The organism is Ulvibacter litoralis (assembly GCF_900102055.1).
Lineage (GTDB): Bacteria > Bacteroidota > Bacteroidia > Flavobacteriales > Flavobacteriaceae > Ulvibacter > Ulvibacter litoralis.
This window is the reverse complement of the sequence record NZ_FNBA01000002.1, coordinates 289,890-307,226: the sequence shown is the minus strand read 5'-3', so window position 1 is coordinate 307,226 and position 17,337 is coordinate 289,890. Positions and strand designations below refer to the sequence as shown.

At 36.9% G+C, this 17,337-nt stretch carries 10 protein-coding genes; 8 read left to right on the top strand and 2 right to left on the bottom strand.

The window, feature by feature from the left end:
* Entirely contained in the window at nucleotides 1-1,044 is a 1,044-nt protein-coding gene (locus tag BLQ00_RS07405) for a sialidase family protein (RefSeq protein ID WP_093143916.1), read from the bottom strand.
* Nucleotides 1,045-1,147: 103 nt separating this feature from the next.
* Between BLQ00_RS07405 and BLQ00_RS07400 the strand changes: the two genes are divergently transcribed.
* The 8 genes from BLQ00_RS07400 (at nucleotide 1,148) to BLQ00_RS07365 (ending at nucleotide 15,420) form a co-directional block, all read left to right on the top strand.
* The gene (locus BLQ00_RS07400) at nucleotides 1,148-2,359 is read left to right on the top strand and encodes an RsmB/NOP family class I SAM-dependent RNA methyltransferase (RefSeq protein WP_093143914.1); all 1,212 of its coding nucleotides are present in this window, start codon (nucleotides 1,148-1,150) and stop codon (nucleotides 2,357-2,359) included.
* 6 nt (nucleotides 2,360-2,365) lie between these two features.
* Nucleotides 2,366-3,403, top strand: a complete 1,038-nt coding sequence (locus BLQ00_RS07395; RefSeq protein ID WP_093142589.1) for an endonuclease — start codon at nucleotides 2,366-2,368, stop codon at nucleotides 3,401-3,403.
* Nucleotides 3,404-3,523: 120 nt separating this feature from the next.
* The gene (purL, locus tag BLQ00_RS07390; RefSeq protein WP_093142586.1) at nucleotides 3,524-7,216 is read left to right on the top strand and encodes a phosphoribosylformylglycinamidine synthase; all 3,693 of its coding nucleotides are present in this window, start codon (nucleotides 3,524-3,526) and stop codon (nucleotides 7,214-7,216) included.
* Between the two features lie 186 nt (nucleotides 7,217-7,402).
* Nucleotides 7,403-9,181: an AMP-dependent synthetase/ligase gene (locus tag BLQ00_RS07385; RefSeq protein WP_093142585.1), complete on the top strand. Its 1,779-nt coding sequence runs from the start codon at nucleotides 7,403-7,405 to the stop codon at nucleotides 9,179-9,181.
* Between the two features lie 179 nt (nucleotides 9,182-9,360).
* Entirely contained in the window at nucleotides 9,361-9,810 is a 450-nt protein-coding gene (locus BLQ00_RS07380; protein WP_093142582.1) for a MarR family winged helix-turn-helix transcriptional regulator, read from the top strand.
* A 2-nt stretch (nucleotides 9,811-9,812) separates the two neighbouring features.
* Nucleotides 9,813-12,221, top strand: a complete 2,409-nt coding sequence (locus BLQ00_RS07375; protein ID WP_093142580.1) for a 3-hydroxyacyl-CoA dehydrogenase/enoyl-CoA hydratase family protein — start codon at nucleotides 9,813-9,815, stop codon at nucleotides 12,219-12,221.
* A 79-nt stretch (nucleotides 12,222-12,300) separates the two neighbouring features.
* The gene (locus BLQ00_RS07370; RefSeq protein WP_093142577.1) at nucleotides 12,301-13,491 is read left to right on the top strand and encodes an acetyl-CoA C-acyltransferase; all 1,191 of its coding nucleotides are present in this window, start codon (nucleotides 12,301-12,303) and stop codon (nucleotides 13,489-13,491) included.
* A gap of 120 nt (nucleotides 13,492-13,611) precedes the next feature.
* Entirely contained in the window at nucleotides 13,612-15,420 is a 1,809-nt protein-coding gene (locus BLQ00_RS07365; RefSeq protein WP_093142575.1) for an acyl-CoA dehydrogenase family protein, read from the top strand.
* Nucleotides 15,421-15,522: 102 nt separating this feature from the next.
* Here the strand turns inward: BLQ00_RS07365 and BLQ00_RS07360 are convergent, their stop codons facing one another.
* Nucleotides 15,523-17,322 (bottom strand): glycoside hydrolase family 15 protein, encoded by a 1,800-nt coding sequence (locus tag BLQ00_RS07360; protein WP_093142572.1) that lies wholly within the window; start codon nucleotides 17,320-17,322, stop codon nucleotides 15,523-15,525.
* Nucleotides 17,323-17,337 lie beyond the last annotated feature (15 nt).

Sequence of the window (17,337 nt, the reverse complement as noted above, 5' to 3'; positions counted from 1 at the left end):
TTATTTCTTAAAGACTAATTTCGAAATTTTATTGGGTCCTGAAGCAAATGCGAGGGTATCGTTTACAAATTCGATCGCATAAAAACCTTCTGAAGATAGTTCTTTCCAAGACTCGCCTTGGTCATCACTATATGAAATCCCTGGCGAACCTACTGCGACTAGCCCTTGCCCTTTGGTATTAGGCACAAACTTCACCGACGAACGATAACCCGGTCCTTTTCCATTGCTGAGTAAGTTCCATGTTTTTCCTCCGTCGTGTGTAATTGCTTTATTGCCTTCATTGAATTCTTTATTTTCCCAATCACCACCAAAAACAACACCTATTTGTGCATCAAAAAAAGCAATGCTATAAATTCCTGTCATCGTTTTTCCTTGTACTATCGGAGTATTAAAAACTTCCCACGTAACACCTTTGTCAGCTGAATGAAATACGCGGGCGCGCTTCCCTCCTGTTGCAATCCAAACATGGGTATCGACAATTGAAATATTCGAATTACTGGCAGCAAAAGCAGCTTCTCCTTTGGTAATTTCTGGCAAATCATCACATGAAATTTTATTCCATGTATTTCCGCCGTCGGTAGTTGTTATAATTGAAAGACATCCTTCGGTAGGGTCACCCATTGCAATTCCGTCCGTATCGTTAAAAAACTTAATCGAATCGTAAAACACATTTTCACCTTCTTCTACGTAAACCTCTTCAATATTGGTTGCATCTTTTCCACTCACGCCTATTTTGTACAACACTGCAGGATTTGCGATACTTAAAACAAAAACAGCACTTTGTGTCTTTGCTATCGCTCTAAAATGTAGCAATGAATCTTGATATTTAATTGTAGCAAGTTTAGGTGTCGCTCCATCGATAAGACCCACCTTACCTGCATTTGCAGCAAACCAAACACTCGTTTCGTCTATAGGCACAATAGCTCTAATACTCAAACTGTCGGTAAATACAGGAGTTATTGTAACCGTTTTAAAATCGGGAGCCGTTTTAGACACACACGAAATCAAGAAAAAGACACTTAAAAGGGAAAGAAAATATCGCATAAAAATTTTTGTCAAAAGTAACAAAACTATTCCTTTGTATTGTAATACCTTTGCAGCTTCAAACACCTACCTATATAATAAGGTGTTATTCAATTTAAAATCAATGAAATTACACCGTAATCTGGTATTTGCAACAATAGATTCACTGAATCTAATTTTTAACGATAACAAACAAGCCGACAAGGTATTAAGAGATACGCTTAAAAGAGATAAGCGTTGGGGAGCACGTGATAGAAGCTTTATTGCTGAAACCACCTACGATATTGTACGTTGGAAACGTTTATATGCTGAAATTGCAGATGTAAACGAGCATTTTGACCGACCTAACTTATTCCGAATGTTTGCCGTTTGGGCAACCTTAAATGGTATTACTATTCCTGATTGGCCTCAATTTGAAGCAACACCAACACGTCGTATTAAAGGACGTTTTGATGAATATTCAAAAATTAGAAAACTTCGCGAATCGATTCCAGATTGGTTGGACGAGTTAGGCGAAAAAGAATTAGGAAAGAAATGGGACACTGAACTTGCAGCGTTAAACAAGCAAGCTTCCGTAGTACTTCGTGTAAACCCTCTAAAAGCCACCGTTCAACAAGTAAAAGAACACTTAGAAGAAGCCGAAATTAAAACGGAAACTGTAAAAGGTCATCCGCACGCTTTACGTTTAATTGAAAGAGCCAATGTATTTAGTACGGAAGCTTTTAAAAATGGATGGTTTGAAGTACAAGATGCTTCTTCTCAAAAAGTAGCACAAATACTAGACCCTAGACCCGGAATGCGCGTTGTAGATGCTTGTGCAGGTGCGGGTGGAAAAACATTGCATATTGCATCCTTAATGGAAAATAAAGGACAAGTAATATCGATGGATATTTATGGAAATAAACTAATAGAGCTTAAAAGAAGAGCACGTCGCAACGGGATTCATAACATTGAAACTCGTGTGATTGATTCTACTAAAGTGATTAAAAAATTACTTGGGAAAGCAGACAAGGTTTTAATTGACGCTCCTTGTTCTGGATTAGGAGTTTTAAAAAGAAACCCAGATGCGAAGTGGAAATTACGTCCTGAGTTTTTAGAAACGATTAAAGAGACACAAGCAGAAATTATCGATTCGTATTCTCGAATGGTAAAACCTGGAGGGCAGTTGGTTTATGCAACTTGTTCTATTTTACCTTCGGAAAATGAAAAACAAGTAAAAACATTCTTAAAAAGAGAAGCTGGTGAAGAGTTCACCTTAACCAAGGATGAAAAAATACTCCCAAGTAAATCGGGATTCGATGGATTTTATATAGCACTATTACAAAAAAAAGAATAACGAAAAATGAAAAAAACTACGCTTCTTTTGCTACTTATATCTTTTGTAGCATTTTCACAACAACCCTATTATAACGATGTAGACATTACATTAACAGGGCAAGATCTCTATTTTGAGCTACAATCTAAAATAGATAATGCGAGCAGTTCATTTAACTATGGAGATGTTCGTGATACTATGAAAATAACAGATGAAGATCCTAATAATACAAACAATGTTTTATTAATTTATGGGTATGACGATACAGGAAGTTGTACGACAGATAGAAGTCGTGACAAGGATGATTTTGGAGGAACGTCATGCGAATACAATAGAGAGCACGTTTTTGCACGTTCTAACGCAAATCCAACCATGGGAAGTGTAAACAATGGAAGCACTGGAATTGCTGCAGACCCGCACAATTTACGCCCTAGCGACCAACAAATGAATAACAACAAAGGAAACAAAAGTTTTGCTGCTGGCTCGGGTACTGCTGGAGACGTTGGTAGTGGAAATTGGTATCCTGGAGACGAATGGAAAGGAGATGTTGCTCGTATGTTAATGTACATGTACACACGTTATGGAGATCGTTGCTTACCATCTTTAAATGCTGTTGGCGCAACACAAGGAAGCACCGATATGCTTCAAATTTTATTGCAATGGAATGCAGAAGATCAAGTAAACGATTACGAAGACCAACGCAATCCATATTTAGAAACTGCCTACGGAAACCGAAATCCTTTTATTGATAACCCGTACTTAGCGACGATTATATGGGGAGGACCTATTGCTGAAGATCGCTGGGGAATTGCTGGTGTTGCTGAAAATGAATTAGCTTCAGTTAGCATCTACCCAAATCCTACTTCGGAAAAAGTTTGGATTGAAACAACTTCAGAATTTATTCCAGAAACTTATAGTATTTATGACATTTCAGGAAGATTGATTATTGAAGATAACATCACTACTTCTGAAGCTATTGATGTGTCGAACCTTAATAGCGGAATCTATGTAATTGAAGTCGCAAATTCTGAAAAAAAGGGGACTCAAAAACTAATTGTACAATAAGTAGTAAGTTATTAGCAAAAAAAGTTAATAAATCTATTTTGTAAGAATTTGAATGATGTAGTAACGTAAGCTAAAATTAGCTATCTTTGCATCTTTAAAAACCTTCAAATTCTTTAACGAATGATTCACTTTTTTGGAGACGTAAAAAACACTGTTTTTGCTGTCCAAACGCACGAAGAAATTTCAGAAACTAACATACAAAAATTAGCGTGGTTGTTTGGCAACCAACCTAAAATAGAAACATCCGCTCCGATCACCATCGGGACGGATTTTTTTATTGGGCCAAGAGCTGTAATGATTACGCCTTGGAGTACCAATGCTGTTGAGATTACACAGAATATGGGCGTTACTGGAATTCTTCGAATTGAGGAGTTTACCAATGCAACTGTAAGTTCGAAAACCTTCGATCCGATGCTTTCGCAAAAGTATTCGCAATTAGATCAACATATTTTTACGATTGATATTCAGCCAGAAGCCATTCGTGAAATCGACAATATTGGGTTGTATAACGAGCAAGAAGGTTTGGCTTTAAATGCCGAAGAAGTTGTTTATTTGGAAGACCTTGCTACCAAGCTAGGCCGAAAACTTACCGATAGTGAAGTGTTTGGGTTTAGTCAAGCGAATAGCGAGCATTGTCGTCACAAAATATTTAACGGGACTTTTCAAATTGACGGCAAAGAAATGCCTTCTTCTTTGTTCAAATTAATTAAAAAGACATCAGAAGCGAATCCCAACGATATCGTTTCAGCATACAAAGACAATGTTGCCTTCGTAAAAGGGCCAAAAGCCACTCAGTTTGCACCTAAAACACAAGACAAACCTGACTTTTATGAAACTTCAGAATTTGACAGTGTAATTTCAATAAAAGCAGAAACACACAATTTCCCAACAACGGTAGAGCCTTTTAACGGGGCTGCAACTGGAAGTGGTGGAGAAATTAGAGATCGTCTTGCAGGTGGAAAAGGATCTCTTCCTTTGGCAGGAACTGCTGTGTATATGACATCTTATTCTCGCTTAGAAGAAAATCGCCCATGGGAAAAAGCCATGGAAGCACGCGATTGGCTGTACCAAACACCGCTGGATATTTTAATAAAAGCAAGTAATGGGGCTTCCGATTTTGGAAACAAATTTGGACAACCCTTAATTACAGGTTCGGTTCTTACGTTTGAACACAATGAAGCTGTTGATGCACTTACCGATTCTGAAGCCCGAAAATTAGGGTTCGACAAAGTAATTATGTTAGCTGGAGGTATTGGTTACGGAAAGGCAGAACAAGCTTTAAAAGACACCCCTCAAACGGGTGATAAAATTGTAATTCTAGGAGGTGAAAACTACCGAATTGGAATGGGGGGTGCTGCGGTATCATCTGCCGATACAGGTGAGTTTTCTAGCGGAATTGAATTAAATGCCATTCAACGTTCGAATCCAGAAATGCAAAAAAGAGCTGCCAACGCCATCCGTTCTATGGTCGAAGGCGATCACAATCCGATTGTGTCTATTCACGATCACGGAGCTGGCGGACACCTAAACTGTTTGAGTGAATTGGTGGAAGATACTGGCGGACTTATCGACCTAGATAAATTACCTGTCGGAGACCCTACACTTTCAGCAAAAGAAATTATCGGAAACGAATCGCAAGAGCGAATGGGACTGGTAATTGGCGAAAAAGACATAGCACATCTACAACGAATTGCAGACCGTGAACGTTCTCCAATGTATGAAGTAGGTGCTGTAACTGGCGATCATAAATTTACATTTCAAAGTAAAACAACAGGCGAAAAACCAATGGATTTTGCCTTAGAAGATATGTTTGGTAGTTCTCCAAAAACAGTAATGACAGACGTTACTGTTAACCGAAACTATAAAAATGCAACCTATACACTTTCCGAAGTAAAAAACTATGTAAGTCAGGTATTACAATTAGAAGCGGTAGCTTGTAAAGACTGGTTAACAAATAAAGTTGACCGCTGTGTGGGCGGCCGCGTTGCCAAACAACAATGTACAGGTCCGTTGCAATTACCCCTTAATAATTGTGGTGTAATGGCGTTAGATTATAACGGAAAAGAAGGTATTGCAACTTCAATTGGGCACTCCCCTATTTCTGGTTTGATTGATCCTGTAGCGGGTTCTCGAAATTCTATCACCGAATCACTTACCAATATTGTTTGGGCACCGTTAGACAAAGGTTTAGAAAGTCTTTCGTTATCTGCAAACTGGATGTGGCCTTGTAATAATAAAGGAGAAGATGCACGTTTGTACAAAGCTGTAGAAGCAATTAGCGAATTTGCAATCGATTTAGGAATTAATGTCCCTACTGGAAAGGATTCCCTTTCTATGAAGCAGAAATACAAGAATGAAGAAGTAATCTCTCCAGGTACTGTTATTATTTCGGCAGCAGGACATTGCAACGACATTAAAAAAGTAGTAGAACCAACCCTTCAAAAAGACAAAGGAAGCATCTACTACCTAAATATCTCTCAAGACACTCCAAAATTAGGAGGTTCTTCGTTTGCACAAGTGCTTAACACGATTGGTTCGGATGCGCCAACGGTGAAAAGTGCGAAGTATGTAAAAACGGTATTCAATACCCTACAGCGTTTAATTTCTAAAAATAAAATCGCCGCAGGTCACGATATCGCTTCAGGAGGATTAATCACGACCCTATTAGAAATGTGTTTCGCAGATACTAATTTGGGAGCGAACTTAGATCTTTCAGAACTAGGCGACGATCTTGTAGCAACTTTATTTGCTGAAAATTGTGGTGTTGTACTACAGGCTTCGGAAGATGCTGTTGTAGAGAAAACGCTTTCAGAAGCAAACATTACCTTCGTAAAACTAGGAACTGTTACTGAAACTGAATCGCTTCAACTGAAGCATACACAAGAAGATATTAGTTTCAGTATTCCTGAAATGCGCGATACATGGTTTAAAACGTCTTATTTATTAGACCAAAAGCAAACCGCTAATGGAATGGCAGAAGAACGTTTCAAAAACTATAAAAATCAGTCGTTAACGTATCACTTTCCGAAGCACTTTACAGGGAAATTACCTGTAGTAAAAGAACGCAAAATCAAAGCAGCGATCATTCGTGAAAAAGGAAGTAATAGCGAACGTGAAATGGCAAATGCGATGTATCTCGCTGGTTTTGATGTGAAAGATGTACACATGACCGATTTAATTGAAGGAAGAGAAACGTTAGAAGACATTCAATTTATTGGTGCTGTTGGAGGTTTCTCTAACAGTGATGTATTAGGTTCGGCAAAAGGTTGGGCTGGTGCATTTTTATACAATGAAAAAGCTAATACCGCCTTGAAAAACTTCTTTGCGAGAGAAGACACATTATCGGTCGGAATTTGCAATGGATGTCAGTTATTTTTAGAATTAGACCTAATTAATCCTGAGCACGAAAAGTTGGCGAAAATGAAGCATAATGTTTCTCAAAAACACGAAAGTGGCTTTACAAGTGTGAAAATTCAAGAAAATAACAGTGTGATGCTATCTAGCCTTGTAGGAAGTACTTTAGGAGTATGGATTAGTCACGGAGAAGGAAAGTTTGACCTTCCAATGCCTGAGAATCAATACAATATTGTTGCGAAGTACGGTCATGAAGGCTATCCTGCAAACCCAAATGGCAGTGATTATAATGTTGCGATGCTTTGTGATAAAACAGGACGACATTTAGCAATGATGCCTCATATTGAGCGCTCTACTTTTCAGTGGAATTGGGCAAATTATCCAAGTCATAGAAACGATGAAGTTTCCCCTTGGCTAGAAGGATTTGTAAATGCAAAGCAATGGTTAGAAGAAAAATAGATCTTTTTTCAGATTCTGATTTTAACATCGAATAAATCATTGGATTACAAAACAAGTAATCATTTTAATAAGAATATATCAAAATATTATGTAATTTTAAAAGGAGCTTTCAACAGCTCCTTTTTTTATTTCTTACAAAATCTAAAAAAAAATTCATAATTTGCACCTCCTACAATAATACATAATATGACAGACGTAAAACGACTTTTTGACTTCCCATACTACCAATTAGAAAAATATCCTCAAGCAAATGCATTAGTAACAAAAATTGAGGGCAAATGGGTAGGAACATCTACACAAGAATATCTAGACAAAGCAAATGCTATTAGTCGAGGGTTACTTCGTTTAGGAGTTGAGGCTAATGATAAAGTCGCTATTATTTCGATGACCAATAGAACTGAATGGAATATTTGTGATATTGGAATTCTTCAAACAGGTGCGCAAGATGTGCCAATTTACCCAACCATTTCAGAAGAAGATTACGAATACGTTTTAAATCACAGTGAATCAAAATACTGTTTTGTTTCTTGTCAAGAAGTATTCGAAAAAGTAAATAAAATAAAAGGAAACGTACCTTCTTTAAAAGGTGTGTATTGTTTCGAGAAAATAGACGGTTGTTCAAACTGGACCGACGTTTTAGAACTAGGTGCCGACGAAAGCAACCAAGAAGATGTTGAAGCACGTAAAGAAGCGGTAACTGAAAATGACTTAGCAACCCTTATTTATACCTCTGGTACAACAGGAAGACCTAAAGGAGTAATGCTTTCGCACAAAAACATTGCGAGTAATGCAATATTTAGTGAAACTAGATTGCCAATAGATTTAGGAAATTCGAAAGCTTTAAGTTTTCTACCAGTATGTCATATTTACGAACGTATGTTATTGTACATGTACCAATACTGCGGAACAAGCATTCATTTTGCTGAAAGCTTAGAAACTATAAGTGATAATTTAAAAGAGGTGCAACCAGATGTTATGAGTGCCGTACCACGTTTACTTGAAAAAGTGTACGATAAAATTATTGCGAAAGGAACCGATTTAACGGGTATTAAAAAGAAATTGTTTTTCTGGGCTGTTGAGCTTGGATTACAATGGGAACCGTATGGTCAAAACGGGGCTTTTTATGAATTTAAACTGAAAATTGCCCGTAAACTTATATTTAGCAAATGGCAAGAAGCCTTAGGAGGCAACTTAAAAGCCATCGCATCTGGAAGTGCTGCGTTACAACCACGTCTGGCTCGTGTATTTAATGCTGCAGGTTGCCCAGTAATGGAAGGATATGGTCTTACTGAAACATCTCCCGTAGTATCTGTAAACGATATGCGCAATGGAGGTTTCAGAATTGGAACTGTTGGAAAAGCATTGCCAGAGACTGAAATTAAAATTGCAGAAGACGGAGAAATCTTAATCAAAGGCCCACAAGTAATGATGGGTTACTATAAAGATAAAGAACAAACCGAAGAAGTTCTTAAAAATGGCTATTTCCACACAGGAGATATTGGAGAAGTAGATAGCGACGGTTTCTTAAAAATTACCGATCGTAAAAAATCCATGTTTAAAACCAGTGGTGGAAAATATGTAGCGCCTCAACTCATTGAAAATGAAATGAAGCAATCACACTTCATTGAGCAGATTCTTGTTGTAGGTGAAGGTGAAAAAATGCCCGCTGCGCTAATTCAGCCGTCATGGGAATTTGTTGCTTCATGGTCTGAGAAAAAAGGAAAGAACATTCCGACCGACCCAAAAGAAGCGATTAAAAATGAAGAACTAATTGCACGTATCCAAAAGGAAATTGATATTCACAATGAGAAATTTGGAAAATGGGAAAAAGTAAAAACCTTTCAATTAACACCAGATGTTTGGAGTATTGAAGGCGGACAACTTACTCCCACCATGAAAGCGAAACGTAAAGTTATAAAGACGATGTACAAAGATTTGTATGAAAAGCTATATGGAAGAGGATAAACTTCACCTTTATACCATACTTTAAATAAAAAAAAGAGCCTTCCAACTAAGGCTCTTTTTTTGTTTATATCATTAAAACCAATTTCTTAACATTCAATCATAAAAATATACCACTATTTACTATGCGTGCATAGTATTTTTTCGTAACTTTGATTTTCTGATAGAAAACGAAAACTTCATTGAAAGAAAAAACGATAGATTATGTACTGCGCACGACTTGGATGAGTGTCATGAAAATGTACAACGAAGAAGCTAGTAAAGAAGGTAGCACAATGGCAACTGGTTTTGCTTTAATTAGTATCGATCCTGAAGAAGGTACACCTTCAACAGCATTAGGCCCAAAAATGGGAATGGAAGCTACAAGCCTATCACGTACCTTAAAAATAATGGAAGAAAAAGGACTTATAGAGCGAAAGCCAAATCCTTTAGACGGCCGAGGTGTTTTGATTCATTTAACTCCCTTCGGAAAAGAAATGAGAGACTTTTCAAAAAAAGTAGTCTTACGTTTTGATGAAGTTGTAAAGGAATCAATTCCTGAAGAAGACTTAAATACATTTAAAGATGTCGCTCAAACAATCCTTGAGCTTATCAATAATAAAAAGATTTATACCACAGAAAAAATAACATAAACATGTCAAAAAGAAGAATAAACAAAGTAGCCGTTATTGGTTCCGGTATCATGGGAAGCGGTATTGCTTGCCATTTTGCCAATATTGGTGTAGAAGTACTATTACTAGATATTGTACCTCGCGAATTAAACGACAAAGAAAAAGCGAAAGGACTAACACTAGAAGACAAAGTTGTTCGTAACCGTTTGGTAAATGACGATTTAGCAAAAGCTATTAAATCGAAGCCAGCTCCTTTATATCACATTGATTTCGCGAAGCGAATTTCAACGGGAAATTTGGAAGACGATATTGCAAAAGTATCGGAAGTAGATTGGATTATCGAAGTAGTTGTAGAGCGTCTAGACATTAAAAAAATAGTGTTTGACAATCTTGAAAAACACAGAACACCAGGAACGTTGATTACTTCAAACACCTCTGGTATTCCTATTAAGTTTATGAGTGAAGGTAGAAGCGATGACTTTAAAAAGCATTTCTGCGGAACGCACTTCTTTAACCCACCACGTTATTTAAAATTATTTGAAATCATTCCTGGACCTGAAACTTCAACTGAAGTATTAGATTTCTTGAATGGTTACGGAGAAAAATTCCTCGGAAAAACTTCGGTAATCGCTAAAGATACCCCTGCATTTATTGGAAACCGTATCGGTATCTTCGGAATTCAAAGTCTGTTCCACCTTGTAAAAGAAATGGGACTTACCATTGAAGAAGTAGATAAATTAACAGGTCCTGTTATTGGACGTCCAAAATCTGCTACCTTCAGAACCGTAGATGTAGTTGGATTAGACACTTTAGTACACGTTGCTAACGGTATTTATGAAAATTGCCCGAACGACGAAGAACACGATATTTTCAAATTGCCAGACTTCATCAATACTTTGATGGAAAATAAATGGTTGGGTAGTAAATCTGGACAAGGGTTTTACAAAAAAGTAAAAAACGCAGACGGAAGTAGTGAAATTTTAGGATTAGACCTTGACACTTTAGAATACCGTAAAGGAAAAAGAGCCAGTTTCGCAACCTTAGAACTTACTAAAACCATCGACAAAGTAGCCGATCGTTTTAAAGTGTTAGTTAAAGGAAAAGACAAAGCAGGTGAATTCTACCAAAAAAGCTTCGGAAGTATGTTTGCTTATGTTTCAAAACGTATTCCTGAAATTACTGACGAGTTTTACAAAATTGACGACGCTATGAAAGCTGGTTTCGGTTGGGAACACGGACCCTTCCAAATCTGGGATGCTGTTGGTGTTAACGCTGGAATACAACTTATTAAAGATTTAGGAAAAGAACCTGCCGCTTGGATTGAAGAAATGCTTGCTTCAGGTGTAGAGTCTTTCTATACTGTGAAAGACGGTGCTACTTATTATTATGACATTCCGCAGAAAAAATATGTAAAAATACCAGGACAAGATTCATTTATCATTTTAGATAACATTAGAAAATCTTCCGAAGTATTTAAAAATAGTGGCGTTGTTGTTGAAGATTTAGGCGACGGAATTTTAAATGTAGAATTCCAAAGCAAAATGAATAGCATTGGAGGCGACGTTCTTGCCGGATTAAACAAAGCAATTGATATTGCTGAAAAAGATTTTGACGGATTAGTAGTCGGAAATCAAGGACCAAACTTCTCTGTGGGTGCAAATATCGGAATGATTTTTATGATGGCTGCCGAACAAGAATACGACGAACTGAATGCTGCTATTAAGTATTTCCAAGATAGTTGTATGCGTTTGCGCTACTCCTCTATTCCTACTGTAGTCGCTCCTCATGGAATGACGCTAGGTGGAGGTTGCGAAATGACATTGCATGCAGATAAAGTAGTTGCTGCTGCTGAAAGTTATATTGGTCTTGTAGAATTTGGCGTTGGAGTAATTCCTGGCGGTGGAGGATCTAAAGAAATGGCACTTAGAGCAAGTGACACCTTTAGAAAAGGAGATGTTGAATTAAACACCTTGCAAGAGTATTTCTTAACCATAGGAATGGCTAAAGTATCTACTTCTGCTTATGAAGCCTACGATTCAGGAATTTTATTACCTGGAAAGGACATCGTAGTGGTAAATAAAGACAGACAAATTGCAACAGCGAAAGCAGTTGCTAGAATGATGGCAGACCAAGGATACACAAAACCTGTAAAACGAAACGACGTAAAAGTTTTAGGAAAACAGGCTTTAGGTATGTTCTTAGTGGGAACTGACTCGATGAAAGACAGTAACTATATTAGCGAACACGACAATAAAATTGCCAATAAACTTGCCTACGTAATGGCGGGTGGTGATTTATCTGAACCAACACTTGTGTCTGAACAATACTTGTTAGATTTAGAAAGAGAAGCTTTCTTGAGTTTATGTGGAGAACGTAAAACATTAGAAAGATTACAACACATGTTAACGAAAGGAAAACCTTTAAGAAATTAGATCGTTGGATTATAGGAATGCTCTATTGTTAGAAATTCCAAAATCAAACTACCTAAAAATCTAAAAAAATCGAAAAAAAATGAAAACAGCATATATAGTAAAAGCATACAGAACTGCAGTTGGTAAAGCACCAAAAGGAGTTTTCCGCTTTAAAAGAACAGACGAATTGGCTGCCGAAACCATCAAGTACATGATGAAGGAATTGCCAAACTTAGATCCGAAACGTATTGACGACGTAATTGTTGGTAATGCAATGCCAGAAGGTTCACAAGGATTGAACATGGCACGTCTTATATCCTTAATGGGATTAGACATTGTTGATGTTCCTGGTGTTACTGTAAACCGTTTTTGTTCGTCAGGTATTGAAACGATCGGAATGGCTACGGCAAAAATACAAGCTGGAATGGCAGATTGTATTATCGCAGGTGGTGCTGAAAGTATGAGTTCGGTTCCGATGACAGGTTTTAAACCAGAATTGAACTACGACCTTGTAAAATCAGGACATGAAGATTACTATTGGGGAATGGGAAATACGGCTGAAGCAGTTGCAAAACAATTCAACGTATCTCGCGAAGACCAAGATGAATTTGCTTTTAATTCGCACATGAAAGCTTTAAAAGCACAAGCTGAAAATCGTTTTCAAGATCAGATTGTACCTATTACTGTTGATCAAACATATGTAGATGCAAACGGGAAAAAAGCAACAAAATCATATACCGTTACTAAAGATGAAGGTCCACGTGCTGGGACAAGCAAAGAAGCATTGGCAAAATTACGTGCTGTATTTGCTGCTGGAGGAAGTGTAACTGCTGGAAACTCATCACAAATGAGTGATGGAGCTGCCTTTGTTATGGTAATGAGTGAAGATATGGTGAAAGAATTAAACCTTGAGCCAATCGCAAGACTGGTAAACTACGCTGCAGCGGGTGTAGAACCTCGTATCATGGGAATAGGACCTGTAAAAGCAATTCCGAAAGCCCTAAAACAAGCAGGTTTACAACAATCAGATTTAGAGTTAATTGAATTAAACGAAGCCTTTGCGTCACAATCTTTAGCGGTAATTAGAGAGTTAAAGTTGAATCCAGACATTATTAATGTAAATGGAGGAGCTATTGCATTGGGACACCCATTAGGATGTACAGGAGCAAAACTTTCAGTGCAATTGTTTGATGAAATGCGCAAACGCGATATGAAAGGAAAATACGGTGCTGTAACTATGTGCGTTGGAACCGGACAAGGAGCTTGCGGTATTTTTGAGTTTTTGAATTAAAAACAGTTACTGTCCGGTCGAGTGCAGTCGAGACCTAATTGACCGGATATCTAAAAAATAGTTTTCGACTGCGCTCGAACAGACAAATTAATAGTAAAGAACAAATTAGATAATAAAAACATGGCAGATACAGAAAAAGACATCCTACGCGGAGGTCAGTTCTTAGTAAAAGAAACAAAATGCGAAGACGTATTTACTCCTGAAGATTTTTCAGAAGAGCAGAAAATGATGAAAGATGCTGTAATGGAGTTCAACGAACGTGAAATTATAGCACACAGAGCAAGATTTGAAGCAAAAGATTATGCCTTAACTGAAGAAGTTATGCGTAAAGCTGGTGAACTTGGCTTTTTAGGAGTAGCTGTTCCTGAAGAATATGCTGGACTAGGAATGGGATTTGTTTCTACCTTACTTACATGTGACTATATCTCTAGCGGAACAGGTTCTTTTAGTACTGCTTTTGGTGCCCACACAGGAATTGGTACAATGCCTATTACATTATATGGTACTGAAGAACAAAAGAAAAAATATGTTCCAAAATTGGCTACAGGCGAATGGTTTGGAGCGTATTGTTTAACAGAACCAGGTGCAGGATCGGATGCAAATTCTGGAAAAACAACCGCTACCCTATCGGAAGATGGAAAATCGTATAAAATTAACGGACAAAAGATGTGGATCTCAAATGCAGGTTTCTGTAGCTTGATGATTGTTTTTGCTCGAATTGAAAATGATAAAAACATTACAGGATTTATCGTAGAGTACAATCCAGAAAATTCAAATGGAATTACATTAGGTGAAGAAGAACACAAATTAGGAATTCGTGCCTCTTCAACACGTCAAGTCTTTTTTAGCGAAACAGTAGTTCCTGTAGAAAATATGCTTGCAGGTCGCGGAGAAGGCTTCAAAATTGCAATGAACGCCCTTAACGTAGGTCGTATTAAATTAGCGGGAGCTTGTTTAGATTCGCAACGTCGTATTCTAACAACTGCTGTAACCTATGCGAATGAGCGTAAACAATTTAATACAGCTATTTCAGAATTTGGTGCTATAAAAGTAAAATTAGCTGAAATGGCAACTAGTGCTTATGCTGGAGAATCTGCTACGTACAGAGCTGCTAAAAATATTGAAGATAGAATCAATATGCGAGTTGCTGGTGGTAACACACATCAAGAAGCTGAATTAAAAGGTGTTGAAGAATATGCTATTGAATGTTCTATTCTGAAAGTAGCCGTTTCTGAAGACGTTCAAAACTGTGCCGATGAAGGAATTCAAATCTTTGGTGGAATGGGATTCTCTGAAGAAACTCCTATGGAGGCAGCTTGGAGAGATGCTCGTATTGCACGTATTTATGAAGGTACCAACGAAATTAATCGTATGCTTTCAGTAGGTATGTTGGTTAAGAAAGCAATGAAAGGACATGTAGATTTATTAGGTCCTGCTCAAAAAGTACAAGAAGAATTGATGGGTATCCCTTCATTTGAAACACCCGATTATTCTGAATTATTTTCAGAAGAAAAGCAAATGATTCAGAAGCTTAAAAAGACTTTCTTAATGGTTGCGGGTGGTGCTGTTCAAAAATACGGACCACAATTAGAAGATCACCAACAATTACTTATTGCTGCAGCCGATATTTTGATTGAAATCTATATGGCAGAATCTGCCATTTTAAGAACAGAGAAAAATGTAAAACGCTTTGGCGAAAAAGAGCAATCGGCTCAAATTGCTATGGCAAAATTATATTTATACCACGCTGTAGATATCGTAGAAGAAAAAGGAAAAGAAAGTATTATTTCTTTTGCAGAAGGTGACGAGCAACGTATGATGCTTATGGGTCTTAAACGATTTACAAAATATGCAAACTACCCTGATATTGTAGATTTGCGCAATGAAATTGCTGAAAAAGTGAAAGCTGAAGGCAAATATTCATTCTAAAAATTCAATTTAATATAAATTGAAAATTGGTTAGTTAGTTTAAACCGCCTCCTTAAAAAGGGGCGGTTTTTTTATATATTATTAAAAAAGCATAAAAAACTATTACCGCATGGATTCTAACACCTTCTCATCTGTCACTTTAGATGAAAAATTAATAGCACATTCTATCAAAGCCAAATGAGAATAGGCTTGCGGAAAATTACCCAACAATCGTTTGGTTTTAAAATCAATATCTTCACTAAATAACCCTAAATGATTACTGTACCCCAACAATTTATTAAAATAAGTCAATGCTTTTTCTTCCTCTCCAATTTTAAATAAACTATTAATAAACCAAAATGTGCAAATGGTGAAAGAGGATGATGGCAATCCAAAATCGTCTTCGTTTTTATAACGATATAATAGTCCATCATTGCATAAGGTAGCTTCAATGGCTTTTACTGTAGCTATAAACTTAGGGTGTTTGGCTTCAATAAAACCATACGATTCCATTAACAAAACAGAGGCGTCTAAATAAGTAGATCCATACGATTGTGTAAATGCGTTAACAGAAGCATTCCAAGCATTATCGTGAATGTCTTTTTTAATTTCTTCTTCTATCTTAATCCACTTTTCAATTTTATGTGTTTTATTAAAAATGCGAGCTACTTTAATAGCACGATCTATAGCGACCCAGCACAACACTTTAGAAAATGTAAAATGGCGATCTTCAGCTCTAAATTCCCAAATTCCTTTATCTGCTTCTCGCCAGTGTTTATCTACAATCCAAACAATCCCTTTAGTAATTCCCCAGAGATCTTCTCCATTTTCAATGTCGTTAGAGAATTTATTAAGTTGCTGGTAAATAACATCCATTAAAATACCGTAAATGTCATTCTGCTTTTGCTTGTATGCTGCATTTCCAACACGTACGGGCTTAGATCCTTTGTATCCTTCTAAATGATCTAAGGTTATTTCTGTGAGTCGTTTTTCCTTATTAATACCATACATAATTTGTAGTTTCTCATCCTTGTCAGGAATAAGATCAATAATAAATTGAAGGTATCTTTTAGCTACATTCTTATGTCCGAGTTCAGACATTACTTTAATCACCATAGAAGCATCTCGAATCCAACAAAAGCGGTAATCCCAATTCCGAACATCTCCTATGGTTTCTGGTAATGATGTTGTTGCCGCAGCTAATACAGCTCCTGTTTTATCGTAACTAAGCAGTTTTAAAGTTATAGAACTCCTATTTATTTCATTGTTGTATAAATTATAACTTGGTGTTTTAGTACTCCAATTAAGCCAATATACCTTAGTGCTTTGTTGTTCTAAATATATTTTTTCAACAGTAGGAGCAAATATTTTTTCGTTATAACCAAACAGAAAATAACCATCTTCAGTAAGTTCTATTTCAGTACCGTTTACAACATCTTCTTTAATAAAAGAAGTATATAAAAAAACCGTGTCAAATTTTTCGCCGTGCGTTAAGCTAGTAATAAAGTCTTTTTTAATGTAGGTTTTTGTTACTCCAGCTGCATATTCCAATTTAGGATTGTAACGTACTTTAAACTTAGGGGTACCCGAAATATAACGTATGTATCGTATAATCTCTGGCGGAGAATAATACGTCCCATCCTCTACTCTATATCGCGGCATAAAATCTCTTACTTCAAAAACATTGTTTCCTTCGGAAAATGTAGTAATTAGTATGGCGGTATGCAGCTTGTATTCTTGTGTAATGGTATAATTATTAGTCGTTTCAATTTCAAAGCTTCCTCCTTTCTTTTCATCTAAAATTTTTGCAAAAACGGAAGAAGAGTCAAACGTTGGTAAGCAGCTCCATTCTATTGCGCCATTCTTAGAGATTAACGCTGCGCTTCTACAATTTCCTATTATTCCGTAGTCTAAATTATTCATATAGTAAATTAGGGT

Coding starts and splice junctions, on each gene's coding strand:
- BLQ00_RS07405 (WP_093143916.1), bottom strand. CDS start 1,044: ATGCGATATTTTCTTTCCCTTTTAAGTGTCTTTTTCTTGATTTCGTGT.
- BLQ00_RS07400 (WP_093143914.1), top strand. CDS start 1,148: ATGAAATTACACCGTAATCTGGTATTTGCAACAATAGATTCACTGAAT.
- BLQ00_RS07395 (WP_093142589.1), top strand. CDS start 2,366: ATGAAAAAAACTACGCTTCTTTTGCTACTTATATCTTTTGTAGCATTT.
- purL (WP_093142586.1), top strand. CDS start 3,524: ATGATTCACTTTTTTGGAGACGTAAAAAACACTGTTTTTGCTGTCCAA.
- BLQ00_RS07385 (WP_093142585.1), top strand. CDS start 7,403: ATGACAGACGTAAAACGACTTTTTGACTTCCCATACTACCAATTAGAA.
- BLQ00_RS07375 (WP_093142580.1), top strand. CDS start 9,813: ATGTCAAAAAGAAGAATAAACAAAGTAGCCGTTATTGGTTCCGGTATC.
- BLQ00_RS07370 (WP_093142577.1), top strand. CDS start 12,301: ATGAAAACAGCATATATAGTAAAAGCATACAGAACTGCAGTTGGTAAA.
- BLQ00_RS07365 (WP_093142575.1), top strand. CDS start 13,612: ATGGCAGATACAGAAAAAGACATCCTACGCGGAGGTCAGTTCTTAGTA.
- BLQ00_RS07360 (WP_093142572.1), bottom strand. CDS start 17,322: ATGAATAATTTAGACTACGGAATAATAGGAAATTGTAGAAGCGCAGCG.